We start from the raw sequence: 21,031 nt of genomic DNA on the forward strand, positions 1-21,031 counted from the left end.
CGCCGCAGTGGGACTCGATAGATCTTCAGGCGGCCAGGCCGAGTCGAGAGCGTTATGCCGCGCCGCGGTTGTCGAGGTGGTTGGTCATGTCGAGTTCCAGGCGGCCGTACAGGTTCAGGTGGGTCCGAAACAGTGCCGACAGTCCGCGCAGATCCTCGGGGGTGAGGCGGGCGCGCAGCTTGGGGTCGTCACGCAGGATGATCTGGACCAGGTGGGTGTTGAGGTAGGCGATCGTGGCCTGGATCAGGTGGAGGGCCAGGGCGGACACCTCGACGTGCTCGCGGTCGTCGCCGGTCAGGTCGCCGGCCTTGCCGTAGAAGATGTCCTTGTTCGCGCTGTTCCAGTTCTCCACCGCGTTCAGGCCCTCGTGGATCTCCCTTCTGAGCTCCTCATCCGCGAGATAGTCACAGATGAAGATCGTCCTTATGGCGTGCCCGAGCTCCTCGATGGCCTGGTTAGTGGGGTGCTTGGGGCCGCCGCGGGTGAAGCGCCGCAGCATCTGGTGCGCCTCGGCGGTCTTGAGCCGCAGCGCGGTGGCGTACTTGACCATCTGGTCGTAGTTGTTGGCGATCAGGTCCCAGTCGATCGTCTTGTTCGACAGCACCTCGTCCAGGGCCGGCCACGCCTCGTCCTCGCCGACGCCGGGCCGGTACAGCCGGGCCGACCCGATGTTCTTCAACCTGGGCAGCAGGTTGAAGTTCAGCAGGTGCGCGAACGCGAACCCCACGATCGAGGCGCCATGGGTATCGGTGTACTGCCGATCGATCTCCGCCGAGGTGAGGTGGCGGAGCAGACCCTCGATCATCGAGGCGACCTCGGACGCCGTCGTACTTGTGACCTACGAATAGATGCAGACCGACTTCGTTCGACGTGCCAGTACACCATGATCCCGGGCCCTCCGTATCTTTGGTGCCACTCGGTCATGTGGTTGGCCGACCACGATCCGAACTTGCGTGAGTCCGACGCGCACGAGGTTCCCGGGCCCCACAGGGTGGTGTCGCGGGCGGCGAGGGTCTTGTTGACCACGGTGCGGATCGCGTCCCGCAGGTTGTCGCGGTTGATGAACAACCGGCGGGTGCGCCGAAGCGCGGCCTCGGTGTCGGCCAGCGCCAGATCGACCGCGGCGGCCGCGACCCCGTCGGCGACCCGTTTGATCCCGACGTTGGTGCCCAGCCCGTACAGGCACAACAGCAGCCTGCGGCGCAGCGTGGCTTCGTCGGTGACGGTGCGGGAGGCGACCGAGGTGAAGTCGGCGGTGAAGCCGGTGACGTGGTCGACGTCCTTGATGACGTTGAGCAGGTCGATGACGCCCCAGCGACGGGAGATCTCCTCCTTCAGCCGCTTCAGGTTCGCCGGCTCAGGTTGGCGGGCCAGCGGCGGGACGCTGATCCACGGTTCGCCTTTGCGGCGGGTGATCTTCACGCCGCCCGTCGTACCTTTCTTGACCGCCTTGTTCAGCTTGTTCAGCGCGGCGATGTGGCGTTCTTGCAGGTCGGCGATGAACTCGGCGGGGTCGCGGGGCTTCTTCAGGGCCTCGTAGTGCACGTCGCGGTTTTCGGTGAAGTTGCCGGGCAGGTCGTCCTCGGGGTTACGCCACCGGTTGCCGCCCACCACCCAGATCTCCCGCCGCCGGATCGCCTTGCGCAGCGCGACCAGCACGCACAGCTCGTACGGGATCCGCTCGACCAGGCCGGTGTCGGGATCCAGGACCGCCTCTCGCCAGTCGTCGGGCACCACGTGCTCCAGCGGCACCGTCTCGGCCTTGTCGTAGTGTTCGGCGTCGGAGTCGGCATAGCGGTCCAGCAGCGCCAAGGCGTCCATGACCGGCTGGAACGGCCTAGTCCTGGAGATGCTGGCGGGCCCGCTACCTGGCATCTACAAGCCCAGCGGTCCCGGGCGGATACTCTTCGGCTTCTTCGCCGCCATGGCCGAGACCGAGCGTGAGAGCATCCGCGAAGCCACGCTCGAAGGACTCGACTCCGCCGCCCGCAAGGGCAAGCACGGCGGTCGCCCCCCGTCATCACCGGCGACATGCTGCACACCGTGCTCCGCCGCAGGGCGAACGGCGAGTCCGTCGAACAGATCCGCCCGGACCTGATCATCCCCACTGGCAAGCGCAAGGGCCAGAACCCGGGCGTGGCCAGCATCTACCGGGCACTCGCCGAGCATGAGCGAGCCCAGGCGTACCCCGAAGCAGTCGCCCAGGCCCGCACCGACTTCGCCGCCCTCCAGGCGGAAGAGATCCACCAGCCACTGTCACCCTGAGCTAGTTGTCCCTTCGCCGTAGCTACGCGAGCGCAGGGCCCTGGACGCGGGCTGGAAGCTGCTGGCCGAACGCCTCGCGGAGGCGGGGGCGGCCGCGAAGGTCAGCACCGAGGCGACCGACAGCGGCCGGGTGAAGCTGGACGTCGCAGGGCTCGGTGCGCTCGGCGAGCCGCAGTCCCTGGCAGGCCACGTCCGCGACCAGTCCCTCCGGCAGGCCGACCGCCTTGATCGCGCCAGCTTGAACACCTCCCCCTGGATCGTCTTCACACTGACGTTTCCGGGCTCCTCACGGATCACCCGCGGACAAATCGACGCCGGTCACCTCCGCCGCGTCGAACAGTGCAGGTCCTGATCGTCGCGATCCTCCCCGGCGCCCGGGGCCGAGCTCTGGGCGATCGGCCCAAGCATCCGGGCCGCCCCGCCTCCTGCGGTTCCCGGCTGGAGATCGACGCGGTCTGCGCCTTCTCAGGCTTGTTGATCGCAGAGCCGATGATGCGGCGGATCCGGTCGGGAGCGGGCTTTCTTCTCCCGCAGGTGAACCAACAGCGCCTCTCGACCCGGCCGTTCTGCCGCTCCTCGTCGCACACGTTCGCGGCCAGCCACAAGGCCTCGGACACCCCTGCTGACCTGGGTTAACTCAAATGCCTGTACCTGGCTGCACGAGTCTTACCGACACCCGGTGTTGAATGCCCCAGGTTTGAAGGACCTGTGGGTTCACGCGGCCCGCAGGACGATCTTAAGAAAACGGAGGTTTTTGAAACCCAGGGCTGGATCGTGTTTGTGCTTTAACTTCCCAGGCGGTTCAGCGCCTGCATGGCCTCGCGCTCTATGCGTGAAAGATCGCAGAGGATGGCGCCTGCCTGTGCGAGGCAATGCGCATTGCCTGATTCACCGGCTTTTGTGATCAGTGCTGCGACTTCCGTCCATTGGGTGGCCGCCTCGGTGTACAGTCCGTGGCCGGTGCGCAGGTGGCTGCTGTCGAGCTGTTGGATGCATTCGGCGAGGAAGTCGCGGTAGAGGTTACGGAACAGCGCGCCGCCGGTGCCTGCCTTCTCCATCAGGAGGGCAGCCTGCGGTAGGTCCCGCTGCGGGTTGTCGGCCCGCTGGAACCAAGTGCGTACCAGCTTGCCGGCCTTCTCGATGCCTCGGTGGCCGAGGTTGGCGATGGGCGGGTTGAGGAAGGCGTCGGCGCAGGCGGCGATGGCGGGAATGATCTGGCCCTGTGGGGAGGGCGGGTTTCTCGGAGCCCTGAGGGTGAAGGACCGGTGATTGGCGGTCATCGGGCCGCGTGCGGCCCTGGCCTGGGCGAGGCTGATCAGGCTGGTGGATACCGTTCCGCCTTGCTGGTCGGTGTCCACCAGGTAGGCGTCGTGGTCGTCGTAGCCGTACATGGCGACGACATGACCGCCGAAGTGCACCTTCGACCCGAAGTAGTCCAGGTGGTAGCTGTCGAGCTGCAGTCCGACGGGGCGGCCGGCGTCGATGGGGGCCACCACGTTCTCCCATGCCCTGCGGGGGGAGGTGGTCTCCTGGACCAGGAGCTCCAGCCCGAGTCTGGTGGCCAGGTTTCTGGTGAGTTCGAAAGGTTTGACCCGTCCCCCGAGGAAGGGGAAGTCCATGTTCTTGCTATCCCAGTAGATGAAGGACAGACCGGCACCGAGGCCGAAGAGCATGGGCTCGGACAGATCGAGTCCCTGGTGCCGCAGCAGCACCCCCAGCGCCGTCGTCTCGCAGTGCTGGGTTCCGCGGGCATCAATGTCTATTACCGTGGTCATGCCATGCCTTCCTGGACGGGATCAGCCGGGACATCAGTTCTTCTTGCGGTGCTTCTGCCGGCCCGCGCTCGTGGATGGCGGCGAAGAGCGTTGTAGGCCAAGGGCAGTTGGGCATAGGGCCCGATGGGCGTGGTCTCGGCAACGGGTCTGCCAGCAGGTCGGCCCTTTCCCCTGCGGCGTCCACACTCCCCCAGCGATCTCCGTCCGCTCGTCCAGATCCAGCGGGTACAGCGGCGCCTCCCATGTGATTCCCGCCTTGCCGAGCACGGGCGGTGGCCGGCCTACGCACTCCTTGTTCTTCTCCTCGATCTCCTCACGGGTACAGACCGCTCGCACCACTGCCAGCCGTCGCTCCGGCTCTTTGCTTATCGTCACCCCATAGCCGGGCAGGCCGATCAACCTTGTCCAACCGTGCCCGGTCCCCCGGCTGCTTCGCTCGACCAGCCGGTCCCGCTCCGCGCGCGGGATCTGCGTCCTGGACTCAGGCTCGGCGGCCACCGCCTGGGCTATCACAGGCAGAGGAAGATCCATCTCGCGGCCCGGGGCGATGTGAGGGCATCACGTGCCTGTTCAAGCGCGTAATAGCGGTAGTCGGAACCGGCGTCCATGCGGACCGAAGCCAATGGCCCCGATTCGTCGTAGTGCCGTAGCTGCAGGCACAGGCGGGCGAATCGCCCGATGGTGAGAAGCACGCCATCATGGTGGACTCTCCCCCGGTGGGAGAGTCCAACGCTGCCGCCCTGCTCCTCTTCGCCGTCGTCATCGCTTGGGCGTCCGGATCGCGCAGCAGGAGCAGGCCCTGCCCGCTGTCGTGGATGTTGAACTGGTAGCGCAGCCCGGTGAGCTGGCCGACCATGATCGATCTCACCCGGATTTCCTGTTCCTCAACTGTTCACGCCCGAACAACGGCGTACGCGACAGCTGTGAAGCGATGGCCGCGCCCTGGCCGTCACATCCGAGACTTCGGGACTTGTAGCTGGCCTCCTTCTCCGCCTTCGTGCAGTGGCCGTACAGGCCCGCGACGAGGGATTGGAACGGATCTGGCGGTGGCGGAGGTCTTCCCGCCGAGGCTGGAGACGTCACCGCCGCTCCGTGGGATCGACGGAACGGGCCCGGTGTGCATGGAGGGCGATGATGGCGTGGGCGACCTGCAAGGCCGTCTCAAGCGGAACGGGTGCGGGTAGGTGCTCCAGCACCAGTCCACCCTCGTCGACGAGGACGGCGGCGCTGTCGCCGATTCGGACGCCGTCACCTGGACCGATATTGGTGACTGCGGGCAGTTCTGCGGCAGAAGGCAAGGCCTGGGCGGCTTCGGCGCGTTGCTGGGCGAGTGCGGCACGTTCGCGTTGGGCGTCGGCGGCGTCGCGAGCGGCGTCACGGTCCCGGATCAGGGCCGCCTGTTCAGCCTGACGCGCGGCGCGTTCGGCGACCAGCTCGGTTCGGGCGGCTTGGAGTTCTGTGCGGGTGGCGTCGGTGTCGGCCTGGGCGTCGGTGAGTTCGGCGCGGACTGCGGCGACCTCCTGTTCGGCGTGTTCGGCGCGGTTCGCGTTCTCCTGGGCCAGGGCGTCGGCTCGGTTGGCCTCCTCGGTGAGGGATTGCCGCTGGCGGCGTTCTTCGTCCAAGAGCGCGCGTACACGCTCCAACTCCTCCCGGGCCTGTTGTAGTTGCCGCCCGGTGGCGGCGTGTTCGGCGCGGGCGGTATCGCGTTCGGCGCGTGCTTCGTCTCGGCTTTCCCCGGCCTGCTGGATCTCTTTTTCGGCCTGCTTTCGGGCCAGTTGGTGGGTCTGGGCGAGTTCCTCGGCGAGCCGAGCGCGGGTGTCGGCGGCCACGGCGTTGGAGCGGGCCTGGTCGCGTTCGCGCTCAGCGTTGGTGCGGGCGTCGAGCGCGTCTCGCGCTTGCTCTTCGGCCTTCTCTCGCTCGGCCTGGGCCTCGGTGGCGCCGGCGCGGGCGGCGGTGGCCTGGCGCTCGAGTTCGGTGTTGCGCGCGGTGACCGCGTCGACGACCTCACGGAGACGGTCTGCGCCTTCCCGCTCGAGCGCGGCGAAGTCGTGCAGGGCGGTGATGTTGCGGCCGAGCAGCTCGGCGAACGCGGCACGTTCGGCGGCCGCGCGTTCGGTGAAGGCACGGAGTCCGGCCAGGGGTTCGGCGGCGGCCGCGGCGGTGGCCGACTTGCGGGCGGCGTCCGCGAGCGCCTTGCAGTGCTGCCCGTCGGGGCCTTCGCCGGCCTGGTGGTAGCGCTGCGGCCGACCGCCGTGGCGGGGGTTGCGGGGCGGAGGGAGCGGCTGCTGACACCACTCGCACACCGCCGCCGGTTTGCTGGCCGTCGTCGGCGCAGGCGCGGATGCAGTCTCGGCGTCGTTGTTCACACAGTGACTGTATCGACTTCACGTGAAACGTGAAACGAGTTACGCGGTTTCATTGCCGTGAAACTTTACTACATGACAATCGCCATTATCATGTAGTTCCCTGGATGGCTCTCCCGCGAAGGTCGTATGCCGGGCTCGGCACGGCCAGCTCGCGTGATCGATGTGTTGAGCGCCAGATAGGCGACAAGTAGTGGAACAGCGGGTGGTCGTGGAGCAGGTGCCAGCGGTGAAGCGGGGCTTGAGCAGCAACCGAACGGCCGGTCACGTTAAGGAGCCCTGCCGGGCGCCTCTTGTCGTGCCTGGCCGTTCTGATGCGGCTGGCGTCAGATGGGTGGGGTTCTTGTAACGGTTTGGTCGCTGTGAGTAGATGATCTGCTGGTTGGTTCTACTTTGCGGGCTATGCCGGTGGAGTTCTTGACCGATGATGAGGCGGCGGCGTACGGGCGGTTCGCGGGGCCCGCAGGCGGACTTGCAGCGTGTGTTCTTCCTCGATGACGAGGACGTGCGCTGGTCGGGCAGCGGCGCGGCGAGCACATGAGGCTCGGGTTCGCGCTCCAGATGGTGACGGTGCGCTGGCTCGGGACGTTCCTGGAGGACCCCCTTGATGTGCCGGGGGCGGTGCTGGAGTTCGTGGCCGGCCAGTTGGGGGTTGAGGATCCCTCCCAGGTGAAGCGGTATATCGAGCGGGGACCGACGCCGTTCGATCATCAGCAGGAGATCCGCAGGGCGTACGGGTGGAAGGACTTCGCCGACATCGACGGCGAGTTCGCGGCGTGGGGGCCCTCCGCTCCCGAAGGTGGCCCCAGCCCCAAAGTAGCGATGAGCTAGATCACGGTTGCGGTTCGTGGTCGTCACGAATCACGCATACCGGGGCGTAGGGGGTGTTCCCCGTTTGATCGTGTTGCTCTGTTCTCGGGGGTGGGTCGGGCGAAGGGAGCGGCGGGGATGCGTCGAGAGTGGGAGCCGGAGGAGCTGATCGCGGCCTGGACGCTGCTGGATGGCGACTGGGGGCTGGTGGGGAACAAGACGGGTGCGACGCGTCTGGGCTTTGGTGTGTTGCTGAAGTTCTTCGAGCAGGAGGGCCGGTTCCCGCGGCACGCGGGCGAGGTGCCCAAGGCTGCCGTCGACTACGTGGCGGGGCAGGTGAAGGTCGATCCGGCGCTGTTCGCAGAGTATCGGTGGTCGGGGTCGACGATTGAGTACCACCGGGCGCAGGTGCGCCAGGCCCTGGGGTTCCGGGAGTCGACCCGGGCGGATGAGGACGTGCTGGCCGAGTGGCTGGCGGACAAGATCTGTCCGATGGTGTTCACCGATGAGGGGCTGCGGTCGGCGTTGCTGGCGCGCTGCCGGAGCCTGAAGATCGAGCCGCCGGGGCGGATGGACCGGATCGCAGGAGCGGGCCGGGCGCGGTTCGAGCGGGAGTTTTGCCTGCATGTGCTGAACGGGTTGTCGGCGGATGCGGCGCGGTCGTTGTGGGAGCTGGCCACGGGTGAGGACGGGTTCCTACTGGAGCTGAAGTCCGACCCGGGCCGCCTGGGCCTGGAGACGCTGCTGGAGGAGATCGTCAAGCTCCGGCGGGCCAAGGCGCTCGGCCTGCCGGAGGATCTGTTCGGCGGGTATTCCGATCGGCTGGTGGCCTCCTGGCGGGCGCGAGCGATGGCCTCGCATCCCTCGGACCTGGCGGCGAACCAGCCGCCGGTCCGGCTGACGTTGGTGGCCGCGCTGGCGTGGTCGCGGACGACGGAGATCACCGACGCGCTGGTCGATCTGTTCACCGGCCTGGTGTCGAAGATCAATACACGGGCGGAGCGGAAGGTCGAGAAGGCGATCGAGGCCGAGGCCAAGAAGGTGCATCGCAAGACCGAGAAGCTGTTCTCGATCGCCGAGGCGTCGCTGGCCGCGCCGGAGGGCACGGTCCGCTACGTGGTGTTCCCGGCGGTGCCGGGCGGGGAGAGGACGCTGCGGGCGCTGGTCGCCGAGGCCAAGGCGGACGCCAAGGCCTACAAGGCTCGGGTCCGCACGGTGCTGACCAGTTCCTACACCTCCTACTACCGGCGGATGCTGCCCAAGCTGCTGGCCGCGATCGAGTTCAAGTGCAACAACACCGCCTACCGGCCGGTGATGGACGCTCTGGACCTGCTCCAGCGGTACGCCGACATCCCCAACACCACCCGCCACTACAGCGCCTCGGAGAACGTCCCGATCAAGGGCGTGGTACCCGACGGCTGGCTGGAGGCGGTCGTCGACGAGAACGGTGTCATCGAGCGGGCCTCCTACGAGCTGTGCGTGATCGTGTCGCTGAAGGACGCGCTCCGGCGCCGCGAGATCTACGTCGCCGGTGCCCGCCGCTGGCGCAACCCCGAGGAGGACCTGCCGGCCGATTTTGAGGACAACCGGGACGTCCACTACGAGACCCTGCGCCAGCCGCTGGACAGCGCGGTGTTCATCGCCACGTTGAAGGAGGCGATGCGCATGGCGATGGCGGCCTGCGGGGAGGCGGTGGCCAGGAACACCTCCGGTGGCACGAAGGTGAAGGCCCACCGCGGCGAGCCGCGCTGGCACATCCCCGACCTGGGCAAGCTGAAGGTGCCGGAGAACCTGCGAGCGCTGCACACCGAGGTCGCCGCCCGCTGGGGGATCATCGACCTGCTGGACTTTTTGAAGGAGTCCGACTTCGTCACCGACTTCACCGACGCGTTCACCACGGTCGCGACCCGGGAGGCGACCCCGCGCGAGGTGATCCGCAAGCGGCTGCTGCTCGTCCTGTACGCGCTGGGCACCAACGTGGGGATCAAACGGGTCGCCGACGGCGGCCGCCACGGCGAGACCGAGGCCGCGCTGCGCGCCACCAGGCACCTGTTCATCAACCGCGACAACCTGCGAAACGCGATCGCGACCCTGGTCAACGCCACCTTGAAGATGCGGGACCCGCTGTGGTGGGGCAACGGCACCGCGTGCGCGTCCGACTCCAAGAAGTTCGGGTCCTGGTCGTCGAACCTGATGACCGAGTACCACGCCCGGTACGGCGGCCCCGGCGTCATGATCTACTGGCACGTCGACCGGAAATCGGTGTGCGTCTACTCCCAGCTGCGGTCCTGCAATGCCTCCGAGGTCGCCGCGATGATGGAGGGCGTGCTGCGGCACTGCACCGACGCGCAGATCGACCGCCAGTACACCGACAGCCATGGCCAGTCGCTGCCCGGGTTCGCGTTCTCGCACCTGCTGGGGTTCAAGCTGCTGCCGCGGATCAAGAGGATCGCCCACCAGAAGCTGGTGAAGGCCGACCCCGATGACCAGGTCCCGTCTTGCCTGACGGGCATGGTGGCCGACAAGCCGATCGACTGGGAGATCATCGCCCAGCAGTACGACCAGATGGTCAAGTACGCCACCGCCCTGCGCCTGGGGACGGCCGAGGCCGAGCAGGTGCTGCGCCGCTTCACCCGCGGCGGCCCCAAGCACCCCACCTACAAGGCCATCGAGGAACTCGGCAAGGCGGTCAAGAGCATCTTCGTCGCCGAGTACGTCGCCTCCGAGGGGCTGCGCCGCGAGATCCACGAGGGTCTTCAGGTGGTGGAGAACTGGAACTCCGCCAACACCGACCTGTTCTACGGCAGCGCCGGCACCATCCCCGGCAGCGACAAGGAGCACCAGGAGGTGTCCATGCTCTGCCTGCACCTGCTGCAGTCCGCGCTGGTGTTCATCAACACCCTGCTCGTCCAGTCCGTCCTGAAGGACCCCGCCTGGCAGCAGAAGATGACCGACGCCGACAAACGCGGCCTGTCCCCGCTGTTCTGGTCCAACGCCAACCTCTACGGCACCATCGACATCGACATGGGCCGCCGCCTCGACCTCGGCCTCGCGGCCTGACCATCAAGGTCAGGTTGTTCGACCGGGCCGCCGTCGCCCTGTCCGCTCGATCATCCCGACCGAGCGGGCGGGGCGCTCTGGGATCGTGAACGAGCGGCGAGCAGGCTGACGCGGGCGGGCCACGCGCCGCGGGGGTCGTGCTCGGCGAGGTCTAGCTCGGAGTCTGCTTGTTGCACGCGGTGTAGGCCGCGACGAGCTTCTCGGGGGTGGCCCCGGGGGCCTCCTCGACACTGATCCTCTCCGTTCCGGGCTCGGGGTCCTTGGCGTTGATCCCCTGCTTGCGCAGGCACTCCGCCTTCCGCACCGCGCGGTCCTGGTCGGCTTGGGAGAGGTCTTCCGTCGCGTCCTGCTGGGGAGCGTACTTCGCGCAGGCCGCGTTGGCCGCGTCGAGCTTGGCGCTCGAACCCTTGATGTTGGGGACCTCCATCTCGCCCTCCTTCCCGCTGCGGGGTTTGTCGGGGACGTCGATACCGTGCTTCTGCATGCACTGGCTGAACTTCTGCATGCGATCCGCGTCGGCCTGCGACATCTTCGTGGGAGCCGCGCTGGGCGACCCGCTACCGCACGCGGCCGGTCCGAGCATGGCGGCCGCCAGGATCACGGCGGCGAGAGCGATCGTCTTCATGGCCACCAGCATCGCCGCCGCGAGGTTTCGCCCCGGTGAGCATCGTTGTTAACCGCTCCCTTACGGCGCCGAGCGTCACTCATCGCGGGCGTGCGGTCCGGTGGCGCGAACGGGAACGGGGGTGCCTCCGCGCCCGCTGGGCGGGCTCGGAGGCACCCCTGGTGACCGGTCTGAGGAACGGCCGGTCAGGTGGCGGCGAGGGCTTCGGTCGGGGTGAGGCGGGCGGCGCGGCGGGCGGGATACAGGCCCGCCAGCGCGCCGATGGCGATGGCGGCCAGGGCTCCCGCGGCGATGGCCTGGCCGGGCAGGGCGAGCGGCCAGTCCCGGTAGGCGGCGTAGCCCAGGCAGACCACCAGCCCGATGATCACCCCCGCGGCGCCGCCGAGCGTCGACAGGGTGACCGACTCGGTGAGGAACTGGAGGCGGATGTGCCCGCGGGTCGCGCCCAGCGACCGGCGCAGCCCGATCTCCTGCCGTCGCTCCAGCACCGAGATGACCATAATGTTGGCGATGCCGATGCCGCCGGCGAGCAGTGCCACGGCGCCGAGCCCGAAGAACAGCGCGTTGAAGGCGCGCGCCGCCGCGGCCTGTGCGATGAGCGCCTCCGAGGGGCGGCTGATCTTGACCTCGTCGGGGTGCTCGGGGTTGACGGTGAAGCTCAGCCTGCTGCGCACCGACTGCACGGTGGCCTCCGTGGACCGCTCGTACAGCGTGGTGACGTGCCCGTCGAACCCGAGCCGGGCGGCGTACGACCAGCCGATCAGGGCCGAACGGTCGATCTGGGGGGCGAGCTTGACCTCGTCGAGCACCCCGATCACCAGGAAGTACCGGCCGCCGATGTAGACGTGCGCGCCGGCGCGGTCGACGCCCAGCCGTTCGGCCGCGGTCGAGCCGAGCACCACCGCCGGATACCGGCTGGTGGCGGCGTTGAGGAAGGTTCCGGACCACACGGTGCCGCCGAGCGTCTCCAGCAGGTTGGTCCGGGCCGCGCGCACGGAGACGCCGCTGGTCGTCGTCGACGGGATCCGGTCCGTGCGGCGGGCGGTCGCGTCCTTCACCAGGCCGGTCGCCGACACGCCGGTCACCCCGGGGATGCGGGAGACCATGCCTTCCGCGCCCGCGGGCAGCCGCGATTGCTTGCCGAGCAGCGTCGTTCCGGGCTCGACGGTGAGCAGGTCGGTGCCGAGCCGCTCGATCTCGGCCATCAGCCCGGCCCTGCTGACGGTGCTGATGCCGACCAGCCCGACCATGGCGGCGACGCCGATGGCGATGCCCAGCGCGGACAGCACGGCGCGCAGCGGACGACCGCGCAGCCCCTCCAGGCCGACGGCGGCCAGGTCACTCGCGCGTAGCCGGACCGGTTCTGGCAGGGCTTTCATGCCGGCACCTCCGTATCGGCGTGGATCCGGCCGTCGCGGATCTCCAGGCGCCGTGGCAGCGCTGACGCGACCTGCAGGTCGTGGGTGATGACCACGACGGCGGTGCCGTCGCGGTTGAGTTCGGTGAGCACTTCCAGCACTCCGGCGCCGGAGACCGTGTCGAGGTTGCCGGTCGGCTCGTCGGCCAGCAGGAGCGGTGGGTCCCCCACGACCGCCCGCGCGATCGCGACCCGCTGCTTCTCCCCGCCGGACAGCTGGTGCGGCAGGTGGTGCAGGCGGTGGCCGAGACCGACGCGTTCCAGCGCCTCCCTGGCCAGCCGGCGCCGTCGCCGCGGCGACGCGCCGTGATACAGCAGCCCCGCGGCCACGTTGTCCAGCGCGGCCAGGTGCGCGGTGAGGAAGAACTGCTGGAACACGAACCCGATCCAGCGGGCCCGTACCGCGGCCAGCCGCCGGTCCGGCAGCCCGGCCACATCGTGCCCTTGGACGAGGACCCGGCCGGAGGTGGGCGTGTCCAGCGTCCCCATCAGCTGCAGCAGGGTGGACTTGCCCGAGCCCGACGGCCCGACGATCGCCACCAGCTCACCCGGGTGGACGGCGAGCGACACCTGGCGCAGGGCCCGCACGCCACCGGGATAGTCCTTGGTGGCGTTCTCCACCGCGATGACCGCAGTCGGATCCCCATCGGTCGCAAAGTCACCGGTCATGAGCGTGGCACCTGCACCTTCATGCCCGCGTCGAGGTCGCCGCCGACTTCGACGGCGTCGCCGTCGAAGATGCCGAGCTTGACCGGCACGGGGCGGACGTTCCCGGCGGCGTCCACGACGTTCACTTTGTAGCTGCCGTCGGCCGCGGCCAGCAGTGCGTTGATCGGCACGGCCAGTACGTCCTTGTGCTCGGTGCTGGTGAACCCGACCGTCGCCGGGCCGCCGTCGAGGATTCCCGCGCCGTTCGTGCCGTCCAGGGCGATGTGGACCGGGATGGTGGCGTTCTGGGTGCCGTCGCCGGTCTGCGACTGGGAGTTGGCGGAACCGGCGGTCGCCACCGAGCCGACCGAGGAGATCCGCCCGGTGGCGGTCTTCCCGCCTGGCAGCGTGACCCGTACCTCGGCGCCCTTCCGGGCGAGGTTCTGCTCGCTCACCGGAAGCTTCACCGAGATGCGCCGCTTGGTGCCGCTGGCGGTCAGCACGGTGCCGCCGGCGGCGGCCCCGGTGATCGCCTCGACCTTGGTGACCCGGATCGCGCTCGGTTGCATCACCACGTCGCCGGGCTTGACCGCCCCCGTCCGCTTGACGCCCAGGTCCTTCTGCCACGCTTTGACGGCCTGCGCGGTCGCCGAGGTGAAGCTGCGGTCCACCGCCAGGCCGCTGCCGTAGCCGAGGGCGACCAGGTTGCGTTCCAGTTCCAGCACGTCGCGTCCGTCGGACATCTCCGGCTTCAGGTCCCGCCAGAACGGCGTCGAGCCGTAGAACAGCGGGACGCCGTGCCCGTTCACCCCGTACACCCGCTCGCCCCGCTCGATCACCCCGCCGGTGCGGGGCAGCCAGGTGATCCGCCCGCCTCCGGCGGCGAGCACGGTGTACCTTCCCGCAAAGCTCAGCGTGCCGTCCACGTCAGCGGTGCTGACCATGTCGGTACGGGCGACCGTCGCGGTCGGCAGCGCCGAGGCGTTCTGCGCCGGCGTGCTCGGGCTGTCCTGCAGCGCCCACACGCCTCCGGCTGCGGCGGCCGCCAACGCCATCACGGCTCCGCCCAGCACCATCCGGCGTCTACGGCGACGCCGCCGCGGAGGCGGCGCCTCATCGCCTACGGGAGTATCGGTCTCGGAATCCAGCACCCTCATCCTCCGGTCGTCCGCTGGAACGACTTGCCGGAGGTCAGCCTGGACGGAGACCGGTTTCCCCAGGGTGAGCGCATGTGTTAACCGCCGCCTTATCGCGTATCTGCGCCAATATGGATCATGCGGATACTGCTGGCCGAAGATGAGCGTTTCCTCGCCGACCTGATCGCCGAGGGGCTGCGCGAGCGGGCCATGGCGGTCGACATCGCCTATGACGGGGCCGCCGCGCAGGAACGCCTCGCGGTCAACGACTACGACGTGCTCGTGTTGGACCGGGACCTGCCCCTGGTGCACGGCGACGAGATCTGCCGCGAGTTGGCCCAGCGCGGCATCCCGGTGCGCATCCTGATGCTGACCGCCTCCGGCGCGGTACACGAGCGGATCACCGGACTGAACCTGGGAGCCGACGACTACCTGGCCAAGCCCTTCGCCTTCGACGAACTGGTGGCGCGGATCCAGGCGCTCGCCCGGAGGGCCGGCCCGCCGCTGCCCCCGGTGCTCGAACGCGCCGGCATCACCCTGGACACCGGACGCCGGCAGGCCCACCGCGACGGCCGCTACCTGGCGCTGTCCCGTAAGGAGTACGCCGTCCTGGAAGTGCTGATGCAGGCACAGGGGAGGGTCACCAGCACCGAGGAGCTCCTGGAACGGGCCTGGGACGAGCACATCGACCCGTTCACCACCGTCGTCAAGGTGACGATGAGCAAGCTGCGGGCCAAGCTCGGCGCCCCGCCCGTCATCGTCACCGTCCCGGGAAGCGGGTACAGGCTGTGAGGCCGATACGGGTTGTGAGGCCGGTACGTGCCGTACGGCGGAGATGGCCGGCGGCCCGCGGCTCGGTCCGGGTCCGCATGACGCTGCTCTACAGCGCTGCCTTCACCGTCATCGCCGGGGGAGTGCTCATCGTCGCGCAGCGGATCCAGAAGAGCATCCTCGACAGCGAAGTGAACAATGCCTTCCGGCCGGTCAGCGGGACGCCCTGCGAAACGCGGCCCCCCGGCGCCCCCTGTGCGGGCGTGCCGTACGACTCCTCGAAAGCACTCCCCTTCACCCCGGAAACGCCCGGTGCGCAGGTGCGGCATCCGGCGGCCGAGCTGCAGGACACCCTGGAGGGCACGCAGCGGACCAGCACCCTGATCGCCATCTTGGTGATCGTGGTCCTGGCGTTCGTGGTGTGCTGGTGGCTCACCGGGCGGCTGCTGCGGCCGCTCCACCGCATCACCGGCACCGCCCGCCGGCTGTCGCTGTCCACCCTGCACGAACGCATCGCGCTCACCGGACCACAGGACGAGTTCAAAGACCTCGCCGACACCTTCGACGCCATGCTCGACCGGCTGGAACTTGCAGTGGCCAGCCAGCGCCGGTTCGTCGCCAACGCCTCGCACGAGCTGCGCACCCCCCTCGCCGTCCAGCGAACCGCCATCGAAGTCGGCCTGGCCGACCCCTCGCCCGCCAAGATCGCCAGGATCCGCACCGAACTGATGCGCAACACCCAGCGGTCGGAACGGCTCATCGAGGGCCTGCTCGTCCTCGCCCAGGGCGAACGCGGCCTCGACGTGCCGGCCCCGGTGGAGCTCAACGTCCTGGTCGAGCAGGCCATCGCCGAGCACCGGCCGCTCGCCGAACGCGCCGGGATCACCATCGGTGGCACCACCGGCCCGATCACCGTCACCGGCGATGAGGTGCTGCTCACCCGGCTGGTCGCCAACCTGGTGCAGAACGCGATCAAGTACAACCGCCCCGGCGGGCACATCCTGGTCGACCTGTCCCCCGGCACCGGACTGGTGGTCCGGAACACCGGCCACCGCATCCGGCCCGACCAGGTCGACGAGCTCTTCGAACCGTTCCGGAGGCTCCAGCCGGACCGGACCGGATCGGCCGACGGCGCGGGTCTCGGCCTGTCCATCGTCTCCGCCATCACCCACGCTCACGGCGGCACCGTGCACGCCACGGCCAACCCGGACGGCGGGCTCACCATCACCGTCGCCCTCCCGGCCCCCACCGCATTTCCCGAGCAACCCCTGGGAGACCCAGAAATGAAGCACTGACCCATTTCTCGCCAGTTCCGCACCACGCGACGACCAAAATCCGGCTCGCCCCCTAGAAGGCTCAGAACTCCCAAAGCGCCGGCGGGGGCAAAGTAGGGATCCCTGGAAGATCCGGCCGGGTAATGGCGTCAAGGGCTGAGCCGCACTCAGGAGGTCGGGTCAGGCTGGTCGGGTAGCAGGTCGGCGAGCGCGGTCCGTACGGCGGCGCGGCTGACCCCGTGGGCGCGTGCGAGGGCGGCGATCGACGCGCCCTGACCCTGGTAGGCCGCCCGCGCTTCCTCGCGGCGGGCGCCGTCGAGGGCGGGTGGTCGGCCGCGGTAGCGTCCTGCGGCTTCGGCGGCGGCGATCCCTTCGGCGGTGAGCTCATTCTGCAGATCGCGCTGGAACTGCCCGACGGCGGTGATCACGTTGATGAGCAGTGCGGTGGTCGCGTCGTCGGCGGCCAGGTCGTGGAAGTTCGACAGCGGTCCGGACAACACGCGCAGGGCGACGCCGCGGGCCTGGCACCAGTCGCGGACGGCCTGGATGTCGACCAGGTCGCGGCAGAGCCGGAACAGCTCCGGCACGGTGAGGACGTCGCCGGGGTGGGCGGCGGCGGCGACCTTGGCGAACGCGGGCCGCTCCAGCGCAGGGATCTTGGAGGTGGTCGCCGGGTCCTCGAATCGGACGAGAAGGCCAGCCTCGGTGAGGATGTGCCGTTGGCGCAGCAGCGACTGGGTCGCGGTGGACGAGCGGGAGTAGACGATCCGCACCGGGCGCTCCTTCGGGGAGGTTCGGAACCCCTTCTATCTGGCGGAAAATCCTGTCGTCAATTCATGTCCCAAGACAGCCTGCCGGGGAGGTGTTTCATCCCCTGCCGTCCGGTTTTCTGGGGTCGGTCGGGAGGCTGTCGGGAAACCATCTAATCCCGACACCTGGCTGTGTCACTGACGTTCTCGCCTACAAAGCCAGACACCCCTCTAACGAGGACGCCACCCAAGATCAATTCCTACTTTGGGGCTGGGGACACGTTCGGGAGCGGAGGGCCGAGACGTTGAGCTTGGCCAACGCGCCGCTGGTCGACAAGCAGGCCGGGCTGCCGCTGGCCCAGGCGTGGGGCGGTGGGCTGGTCGCCGCGGTCGACGGGATGCGGTTCGTCGTCCCGGTCCCGGCCGCCTTCGCCCGCCCCAACCGCAAGTACTTCGGTTCAAAGCGCGGCATGACCTGGCTGAACGCCATGAACGACCGCGGCATGGGACGCGGCGCGAAGGTCGTGTCTGGGACGATCCGCGACTCCCTGCACATGGTCGACGTCATCTTCGGCCTGGACGGCGGCGACCTGCCCGAGATCGTCGTCTCGGATACCGGCTCTTACTCAGACCTGGTTTTCGGCCTGCTGGAACTGCTCGGCATCTCCTACCGGCCCGCCCTGGCCGACCTGCCCGACCAGAAGGGCTGGCGGATCAGCCCGTCCGCCGACTACGGGTCCTTGAACACCTTCGCCCGGGAAAAGATCGTCCTGCACAAGATCCGCCGTAACTGGGAGGACGTCCTGCGCGTAGTCGCCTCGATCTACACCGGCACCGTCCGCGCCTACGACGTCGTCACCATGCTCCAGCGCGACGGCCACCCCACCGCGCTCGGTGAAGCCATCGCCTCCTACGGCCGGATCTTCAAGACCCTGCACATCCTCCAGTGCATCGACGTCGACGAGACGACATCAAGGACATCCGCAACCTGCAGGAGAACCGACACTCCCTGGCCCGCAAGATCTGCCACGGCCGCAAGGGCGAGCTCTACCACCGCTACGAACGCGGCCTGGAGAACCAGCTCCGCGCTCTCGGCCTGGTCCTCAACTGCGTCACCCTCTGGACGACCGTCTACCTGGACGCCGCCGTCGGCCGGCTCAAAGCCCAGGGCTACCCGGTGCGCCAGGAGGACATGGCCCGGCTGTCCCCGTTCGTCCACTCCCACCTGGGCGTCCACGGCACCTACACCTTCGCCATGCCCGAGCTGGCCGCCGGTGCCATCCGCGACCTTCGCGATCCGGACGCCGCCGAGGACGACGACGAGATCTGACCTGGCGGGGGGGATGATCTCGCCAGGGGTAACGGCGTGGTCAGAGGTCGCAGACGAAGAAGCGTTCCGCCTGCTCGGTGTAGATCCCTGCTGGGCGCTGAACATCTCGGCAACCCTGACATCGGTCCGAGGCGGTTGCGTCGGCTGATTTCGGCCTCATGATGGGTCGGTGCGCAGAATGGTGCGCGGTTGCCTCAGCAGCGGGGCGAAGGCTTTTTCGGCTGCGCCCACGAGAGCGGCATGTCGAAGGTCGCCTGTGACGATGTCGATCTGGCCGGCGCGAGCGACGGCGGAGGAGGCCATCAGCCCATCGCGCACGAAGTCCTTGGCGGCCCGATACAGGTCGGCCAGAAAGCCCATGAGTACCACGCGCTCCGGAGCGAGTGTGTTGACGAGGCTGGTCAACCCCGTCACCAGGTGGCCGGCGGTGAGGCGGATCGCCTCCTGTGCGGCGCGGTCACCGGCCGTGGCGTCATCGAAGATCTCGGTGACGGTGTCTTCATGGCCGGGGTGAGGGCGCGGGCCAGCGGCACGGAGCAGTGCACGCGAGTCGGCGTACATTTCCAGGCAGCCGCGCGCACCGCAGGGGCATGGCAGTCCCCCTGGCTCGACGATGATGTGGCCGGCTTCCAAGGCGTGGCCGCCCCCGGTGAGCGGTATGTCCGCGTCGATGAACCCGCCGCCGACGCCGACGCGCTCGCTGCTCAGGGCCAGCATGCTCGCGGCGCCGCGTCCAGCCCCGTAACGGAACTCGGCCAGGGCGGCCAGCGTGGCGGCCCGCCCCACGGCGACGGGGACGCCGATCGGTGACATGCTGCCCAGTTGTTGTGCGAGTGGTACTTCGTTCCAGCCCAGATGCAAGGCGGACCGGACGAAGCCGTCAGGTTCCCTGATGAAGCCAGGCATCGCAACGCATACCCCGACGCATCGACGCTCGGTCCGCAGTGCCGCATCGGAGACCGCGTCCGCCAGTGCCGGTATGAGGGTGGCGGGGTCGGTCTCAGAGCCGTCCAGAACGTGCTTGCGAACGTGACTGATCCTGCGATCCAGACCGACGAGGCTGACCGTTACTCGGTCCGCACTCAACTGGACGGCGACGGCCACGGGTCCGTCGGGGTTCACCTCGACGACAGGAGACGGCCTGCCGCGTCCGGGTGGGGCGCCGGAGGAGCCGCGTAGCGGTTCGCCGATGCGGACCAGATCCAGCGCCGTCAGGTCGCCCAAGGCGGTGCCCACCGCGCTCGCAGCCAGGCCGAGTTCGGCCGTGACCGCGGCGCGGGTCAGCGGGCCACGCCGATGCAGCAGCGTCAGGACGCGTCCGGCCGCCGGCCCGCCGTCGTCGCCGGTATCCGGCACACCGATCGCAACCAAGAGTCCTCGTCTCCACGCGCAGATTTTTTCTCTAGCAGAAGATAATATGCGTTGATCACCTTTGGTGATGTACACGCCCAGCAAGGGAGCCTGATGGTCATGATCCTCGCCACCGCCCGCGTAGTGACACCCGACCGGCTGCTGGATCCCGGCTGGGTCGCCCTGGACGGTCACCGGATCTCGGCCGTGGGAGCCGGGGAGCCGCCTCGGTCGGCCGACACCGAGGTTCATGATCTCGGATCGGACTACGTGCTGCCCGGGTTCGTGGATCTGCACATGCACGGCGGCGACGGCGCTCAGGTCACCACGGAGGATCCACAGGAGATCCTGCGCGCGATTGCGTTTCACCGCCGTCACGGAACCACACGGACACTGGCCAGCCTCGTCACGTCACCGGTCGAGGAGATGGTGGCCGCGGCCCGCACGGTGGCCGCCCTCATGCGGTCACCCGACCCGCTGCACCGGTCGATCGCCGGAATCCACCTCGAAGGGCCCTTTCTCAACCCGAACCACCGGGGCGCCCATCACAATGACTACGTCCTTGCACCGGACGTCAACGCGTTGCGGCACCTGCTCGCCAGCGGCGACGGCGCCGTCCGCACCGTGACCCTCGCCCCCGAACTGGACGGTGGGATGGACCTCGTCCGCGAAGTCGTCGCCTCCGGCGCGGTCGTGGCGGTAGGGCACACCGACGCCAGCTACGACGAAGCACACCAGGCGTTCGAGGCCGGCGCCAGCATGGCCACCCACCTGTTCAACGCCATGCGACCGTTCCACCATCGAGAGCCAGGTCCGGCCGGCGCCGCGCTCACCCACGACAACGTCACATGCGAGCTCATCAACGACGGTGTCCACTTGCACAGCGCGACCACACGTCTCGCGTTCGCCGCCGCCGGCGCCGAACGCATCGCCCTGGTCACCGATGCCACCCCGGCGGCCGGGGTGAACGACGGGCGGTTCAACCTGGGCCCGTTGCCCGTACTCGCCCGCGGCGGGAAAGTCACCCTGCTCGACGGGATCACCAACGCGGGCAGCACCCTCACCATGGACCGCGCGCTACGGCACGCCGTGCAGTGCGTCGGACTCCCCATCACCCAAGCCGCCGTCGCCGCCGCCACCACGCCGGCGCGCATGCTCGGGCTGGGAGAACGAACCGGGAGCATCGAGCCCGGCAAAGACGCCGACCTCGTCGTCCTCACGGACAACCTGCGGGTTCGCACGGTCATTGCTGACGGCGCGGTCGTCCACGGAACACTGGCAACGAGCGCCGACGTCGCCCCAGGCGGAGCGGCGTAACGCTCGGCGGGCGGCGTGCCGCCTCCTGCTCGCCCCTCCACCGCGATCCCGATGTCCGGATCTGACCAGTCAAATCGCAAACGCGCGCGAGCGTCCGACCCAACGGATCCCACGAAAACCCAACACCTGGGGGCGGCCGGA

Annotated in this window: 20 protein-coding genes and 1 pseudogene; 10 read left to right on the plus strand and 11 right to left on the minus strand. The window is 68.8% G+C overall.

Annotated elements, in window-relative coordinates; translation table 11 throughout:
• Positions 1 to 52: 52 nt before the first annotated feature.
• Complete coding sequence (locus tag ABD340_RS32730) at positions 53 to 805, minus strand: Tn3 family transposase (RefSeq protein ID WP_344594252.1); 753 nt, start codon at positions 803 to 805, stop codon at positions 53 to 55.
• On the minus strand, positions 802 to 1,821 hold the full coding sequence (locus tag ABD340_RS32735; RefSeq protein ID WP_344594253.1) for a Tn3 family transposase: 1,020 nt from the start codon (positions 1,819 to 1,821) through the stop codon (positions 802 to 804). The genes ABD340_RS32730 and ABD340_RS32735 overlap by 4 nt, the downstream gene beginning before the upstream one ends.
• Positions 1,822 to 1,849: 28 nt before the next feature.
• On the opposite strand from ABD340_RS32735, the gene ABD340_RS48160 reads away from it, so the two are divergent.
• From ABD340_RS48160 to ABD340_RS32750, 4 genes are all read left to right on the plus strand, one after another.
• On the plus strand, positions 1,850 to 2,098 hold the full coding sequence (locus ABD340_RS48160; protein ID WP_425547494.1) for a recombinase family protein: 249 nt from the start codon (positions 1,850 to 1,852) through the stop codon (positions 2,096 to 2,098).
• Entirely contained in the window at positions 2,032 to 2,265 is a 234-nt protein-coding gene (locus ABD340_RS32740) for a hypothetical protein (protein WP_344594254.1), read from the plus strand. Before ABD340_RS48160 ends, ABD340_RS32740 begins: the two co-directional genes overlap by 67 nt.
• Positions 2,266 to 2,395: 130 nt before the next feature.
• Positions 2,396 to 2,617, plus strand: coding sequence for a hypothetical protein (locus ABD340_RS32745; protein ID WP_344594256.1), 222 nt, complete (start codon positions 2,396 to 2,398; stop codon positions 2,615 to 2,617).
• Complete coding sequence (locus ABD340_RS32750) at positions 2,605 to 2,901, plus strand: hypothetical protein (protein ID WP_344594257.1); 297 nt, start codon at positions 2,605 to 2,607, stop codon at positions 2,899 to 2,901. Before ABD340_RS32745 ends, ABD340_RS32750 begins: the two co-directional genes overlap by 13 nt.
• A gap of 149 nt (positions 2,902 to 3,050) precedes the next feature.
• Here ABD340_RS32750 and ABD340_RS32755 read toward each other — a convergent pair whose 3' ends face one another.
• The 3 genes from ABD340_RS32755 to ABD340_RS32765 all read right to left on the minus strand — a co-directional run bounded on the left by ABD340_RS32755 (position 3,051) and on the right by ABD340_RS32765 (position 6,406).
• Positions 3,051 to 4,040 (minus strand): BtrH N-terminal domain-containing protein, encoded by a 990-nt coding sequence (locus ABD340_RS32755; RefSeq protein WP_344594258.1) that lies wholly within the window; start codon positions 4,038 to 4,040, stop codon positions 3,051 to 3,053.
• A gap of 509 nt (positions 4,041 to 4,549) precedes the next feature.
• Positions 4,550 to 4,732 carry a MerR family transcriptional regulator gene (locus ABD340_RS32760; RefSeq protein WP_344594260.1) on the minus strand — a complete coding sequence of 61 codons (183 nt, stop codon included), beginning with the start codon at positions 4,730 to 4,732 and terminating at the stop codon, positions 4,550 to 4,552.
• 387 nt (positions 4,733 to 5,119) lie between these two features.
• Entirely contained in the window at positions 5,120 to 6,406 is a 1,287-nt protein-coding gene (locus ABD340_RS32765; RefSeq protein WP_344594261.1) for a coiled-coil domain-containing protein, read from the minus strand.
• 507 nt (positions 6,407 to 6,913) lie between these two features.
• On the opposite strand from ABD340_RS32765, the gene ABD340_RS32770 reads away from it, so the two are divergent.
• Both ABD340_RS32770 and ABD340_RS32775 read left to right on the plus strand, forming a co-directional pair.
• Positions 6,914 to 7,234, plus strand: a complete 321-nt coding sequence (locus ABD340_RS32770) for a DUF4158 domain-containing protein (RefSeq protein ID WP_344594347.1) — start codon at positions 6,914 to 6,916, stop codon at positions 7,232 to 7,234.
• Positions 7,235 to 7,351: 117 nt separating this feature from the next.
• The gene (locus ABD340_RS32775; RefSeq protein ID WP_344594263.1) at positions 7,352 to 10,273 is read left to right on the plus strand and encodes a Tn3 family transposase; all 2,922 of its coding nucleotides are present in this window, start codon (positions 7,352 to 7,354) and stop codon (positions 10,271 to 10,273) included.
• A gap of 151 nt (positions 10,274 to 10,424) precedes the next feature.
• Here ABD340_RS32775 and ABD340_RS32780 read toward each other — a convergent pair whose 3' ends face one another.
• The 4 genes from ABD340_RS32780 to ABD340_RS32795 all read right to left on the minus strand — a co-directional run bounded on the left by ABD340_RS32780 (position 10,425) and on the right by ABD340_RS32795 (position 14,018).
• A complete protein-coding gene (locus tag ABD340_RS32780) occupies positions 10,425 to 10,898 on the minus strand; it encodes a hypothetical protein (RefSeq protein ID WP_344594264.1) in 474 nt (157 codons plus the stop codon).
• Positions 10,899 to 11,083: 185 nt separating this feature from the next.
• The gene (locus ABD340_RS32785; RefSeq protein WP_344594265.1) at positions 11,084 to 12,277 is read right to left on the minus strand and encodes an ABC transporter permease; all 1,194 of its coding nucleotides are present in this window, start codon (positions 12,275 to 12,277) and stop codon (positions 11,084 to 11,086) included.
• Positions 12,274 to 12,984 (minus strand): ABC transporter ATP-binding protein, encoded by a 711-nt coding sequence (locus tag ABD340_RS32790; RefSeq protein ID WP_344594266.1) that lies wholly within the window; start codon positions 12,982 to 12,984, stop codon positions 12,274 to 12,276. Before ABD340_RS32790 ends, ABD340_RS32785 begins: the two co-directional genes overlap by 4 nt.
• Entirely contained in the window at positions 12,981 to 14,018 is a 1,038-nt protein-coding gene (locus tag ABD340_RS32795; RefSeq protein WP_344594268.1) for an efflux RND transporter periplasmic adaptor subunit, read from the minus strand. Before ABD340_RS32795 ends, ABD340_RS32790 begins: the two co-directional genes overlap by 4 nt.
• A 219-nt stretch (positions 14,019 to 14,237) precedes the next feature.
• Here ABD340_RS32795 and ABD340_RS32800 point away from each other — a divergent pair, with 219 nt between their 5' ends.
• The gene (locus ABD340_RS32800) at positions 14,238 to 14,891 is read left to right on the plus strand and encodes a response regulator transcription factor (protein ID WP_344594269.1); all 654 of its coding nucleotides are present in this window, start codon (positions 14,238 to 14,240) and stop codon (positions 14,889 to 14,891) included.
• A gap of 14 nt (positions 14,892 to 14,905) precedes the next feature.
• Positions 14,906 to 16,165, plus strand: coding sequence for a sensor histidine kinase (locus ABD340_RS32805; protein ID WP_344594270.1), 1,260 nt, complete (start codon positions 14,906 to 14,908; stop codon positions 16,163 to 16,165).
• Positions 16,166 to 16,311: 146 nt separating this feature from the next.
• Here the strand turns inward: ABD340_RS32805 and ABD340_RS32810 are convergent, their stop codons facing one another.
• Positions 16,312 to 16,917, minus strand: a complete 606-nt coding sequence (locus tag ABD340_RS32810; protein WP_344594272.1) for a recombinase family protein — start codon at positions 16,915 to 16,917, stop codon at positions 16,312 to 16,314.
• Between the two features lie 89 nt (positions 16,918 to 17,006).
• Here ABD340_RS32810 and ABD340_RS48165 point away from each other — a divergent pair.
• Positions 17,007 to 18,223, plus strand: a pseudogene (locus ABD340_RS48165) (Tn3 family transposase).
• 156 nt (positions 18,224 to 18,379) lie between these two features.
• On the opposite strand, the gene ABD340_RS32825 reads toward ABD340_RS48165, so the two are convergent.
• Positions 18,380 to 19,669 carry an ROK family protein gene (locus ABD340_RS32825; protein ID WP_344594277.1) on the minus strand — a complete coding sequence of 430 codons (1,290 nt, stop codon included), beginning with the start codon at positions 19,667 to 19,669 and terminating at the stop codon, positions 18,380 to 18,382.
• 18 nt (positions 19,670 to 19,687) lie between these two features.
• Here ABD340_RS32825 and nagA point away from each other — a divergent pair, with 18 nt between their 5' ends.
• Complete coding sequence (gene nagA, locus ABD340_RS32830) at positions 19,688 to 20,890, plus strand: N-acetylglucosamine-6-phosphate deacetylase (RefSeq protein WP_344594279.1); 1,203 nt, start codon at positions 19,688 to 19,690, stop codon at positions 20,888 to 20,890.
• The last annotated feature ends 141 nt before the right edge of the window (positions 20,891 to 21,031 follow it).

The organism is Actinomadura vinacea, from assembly GCF_039532545.1.
Classification (GTDB): Bacteria; Actinomycetota; Actinomycetes; order Streptosporangiales; family Streptosporangiaceae; genus Spirillospora; species Spirillospora vinacea.

What these genes read in the sequence shown, in the direction of transcription:
- ABD340_RS32780 (WP_344594264.1), bottom strand. Translation starts at nt 10,898, where the DNA reads ATGAAGACGATCGCTCTCGCCGCCGTGATCCTGGCGGCCGCCATGCTC.
- ABD340_RS48160 (WP_425547494.1), top strand. Translation starts at nt 1,850, where the DNA reads ATGCTGGCGGGCCCGCTACCTGGCATCTACAAGCCCAGCGGTCCCGGG.
- ABD340_RS32730 (WP_344594252.1), bottom strand. Translation starts at nt 805, where the DNA reads ATGATCGAGGGTCTGCTCCGCCACCTCACCTCGGCGGAGATCGATCGG.
- ABD340_RS32785 (WP_344594265.1), bottom strand. Translation starts at nt 12,277, where the DNA reads ATGAAAGCCCTGCCAGAACCGGTCCGGCTACGCGCGAGTGACCTGGCC.
- ABD340_RS32735 (WP_344594253.1), bottom strand. Translation starts at nt 1,821, where the DNA reads ATGGACGCCTTGGCGCTGCTGGACCGCTATGCCGACTCCGACGCCGAA.
- ABD340_RS32775 (WP_344594263.1), top strand. Translation starts at nt 7,352, where the DNA reads ATGCGTCGAGAGTGGGAGCCGGAGGAGCTGATCGCGGCCTGGACGCTG.
- ABD340_RS32795 (WP_344594268.1), bottom strand. Translation starts at nt 14,018, where the DNA reads ATGGCGTTGGCGGCCGCCGCAGCCGGAGGCGTGTGGGCGCTGCAGGAC.
- ABD340_RS32800 (WP_344594269.1), top strand. Translation starts at nt 14,238, where the DNA reads ATGCGGATACTGCTGGCCGAAGATGAGCGTTTCCTCGCCGACCTGATC.
- nagA (WP_344594279.1), top strand. Translation starts at nt 19,688, where the DNA reads ATGGTCATGATCCTCGCCACCGCCCGCGTAGTGACACCCGACCGGCTG.
- ABD340_RS32755 (WP_344594258.1), bottom strand. Translation starts at nt 4,040, where the DNA reads ATGACCACGGTAATAGACATTGATGCCCGCGGAACCCAGCACTGCGAG.
- ABD340_RS32790 (WP_344594266.1), bottom strand. Translation starts at nt 12,984, where the DNA reads ATGACCGGTGACTTTGCGACCGATGGGGATCCGACTGCGGTCATCGCG.
- ABD340_RS32740 (WP_344594254.1), top strand. Translation starts at nt 2,032, where the DNA reads ATGCTGCACACCGTGCTCCGCCGCAGGGCGAACGGCGAGTCCGTCGAA.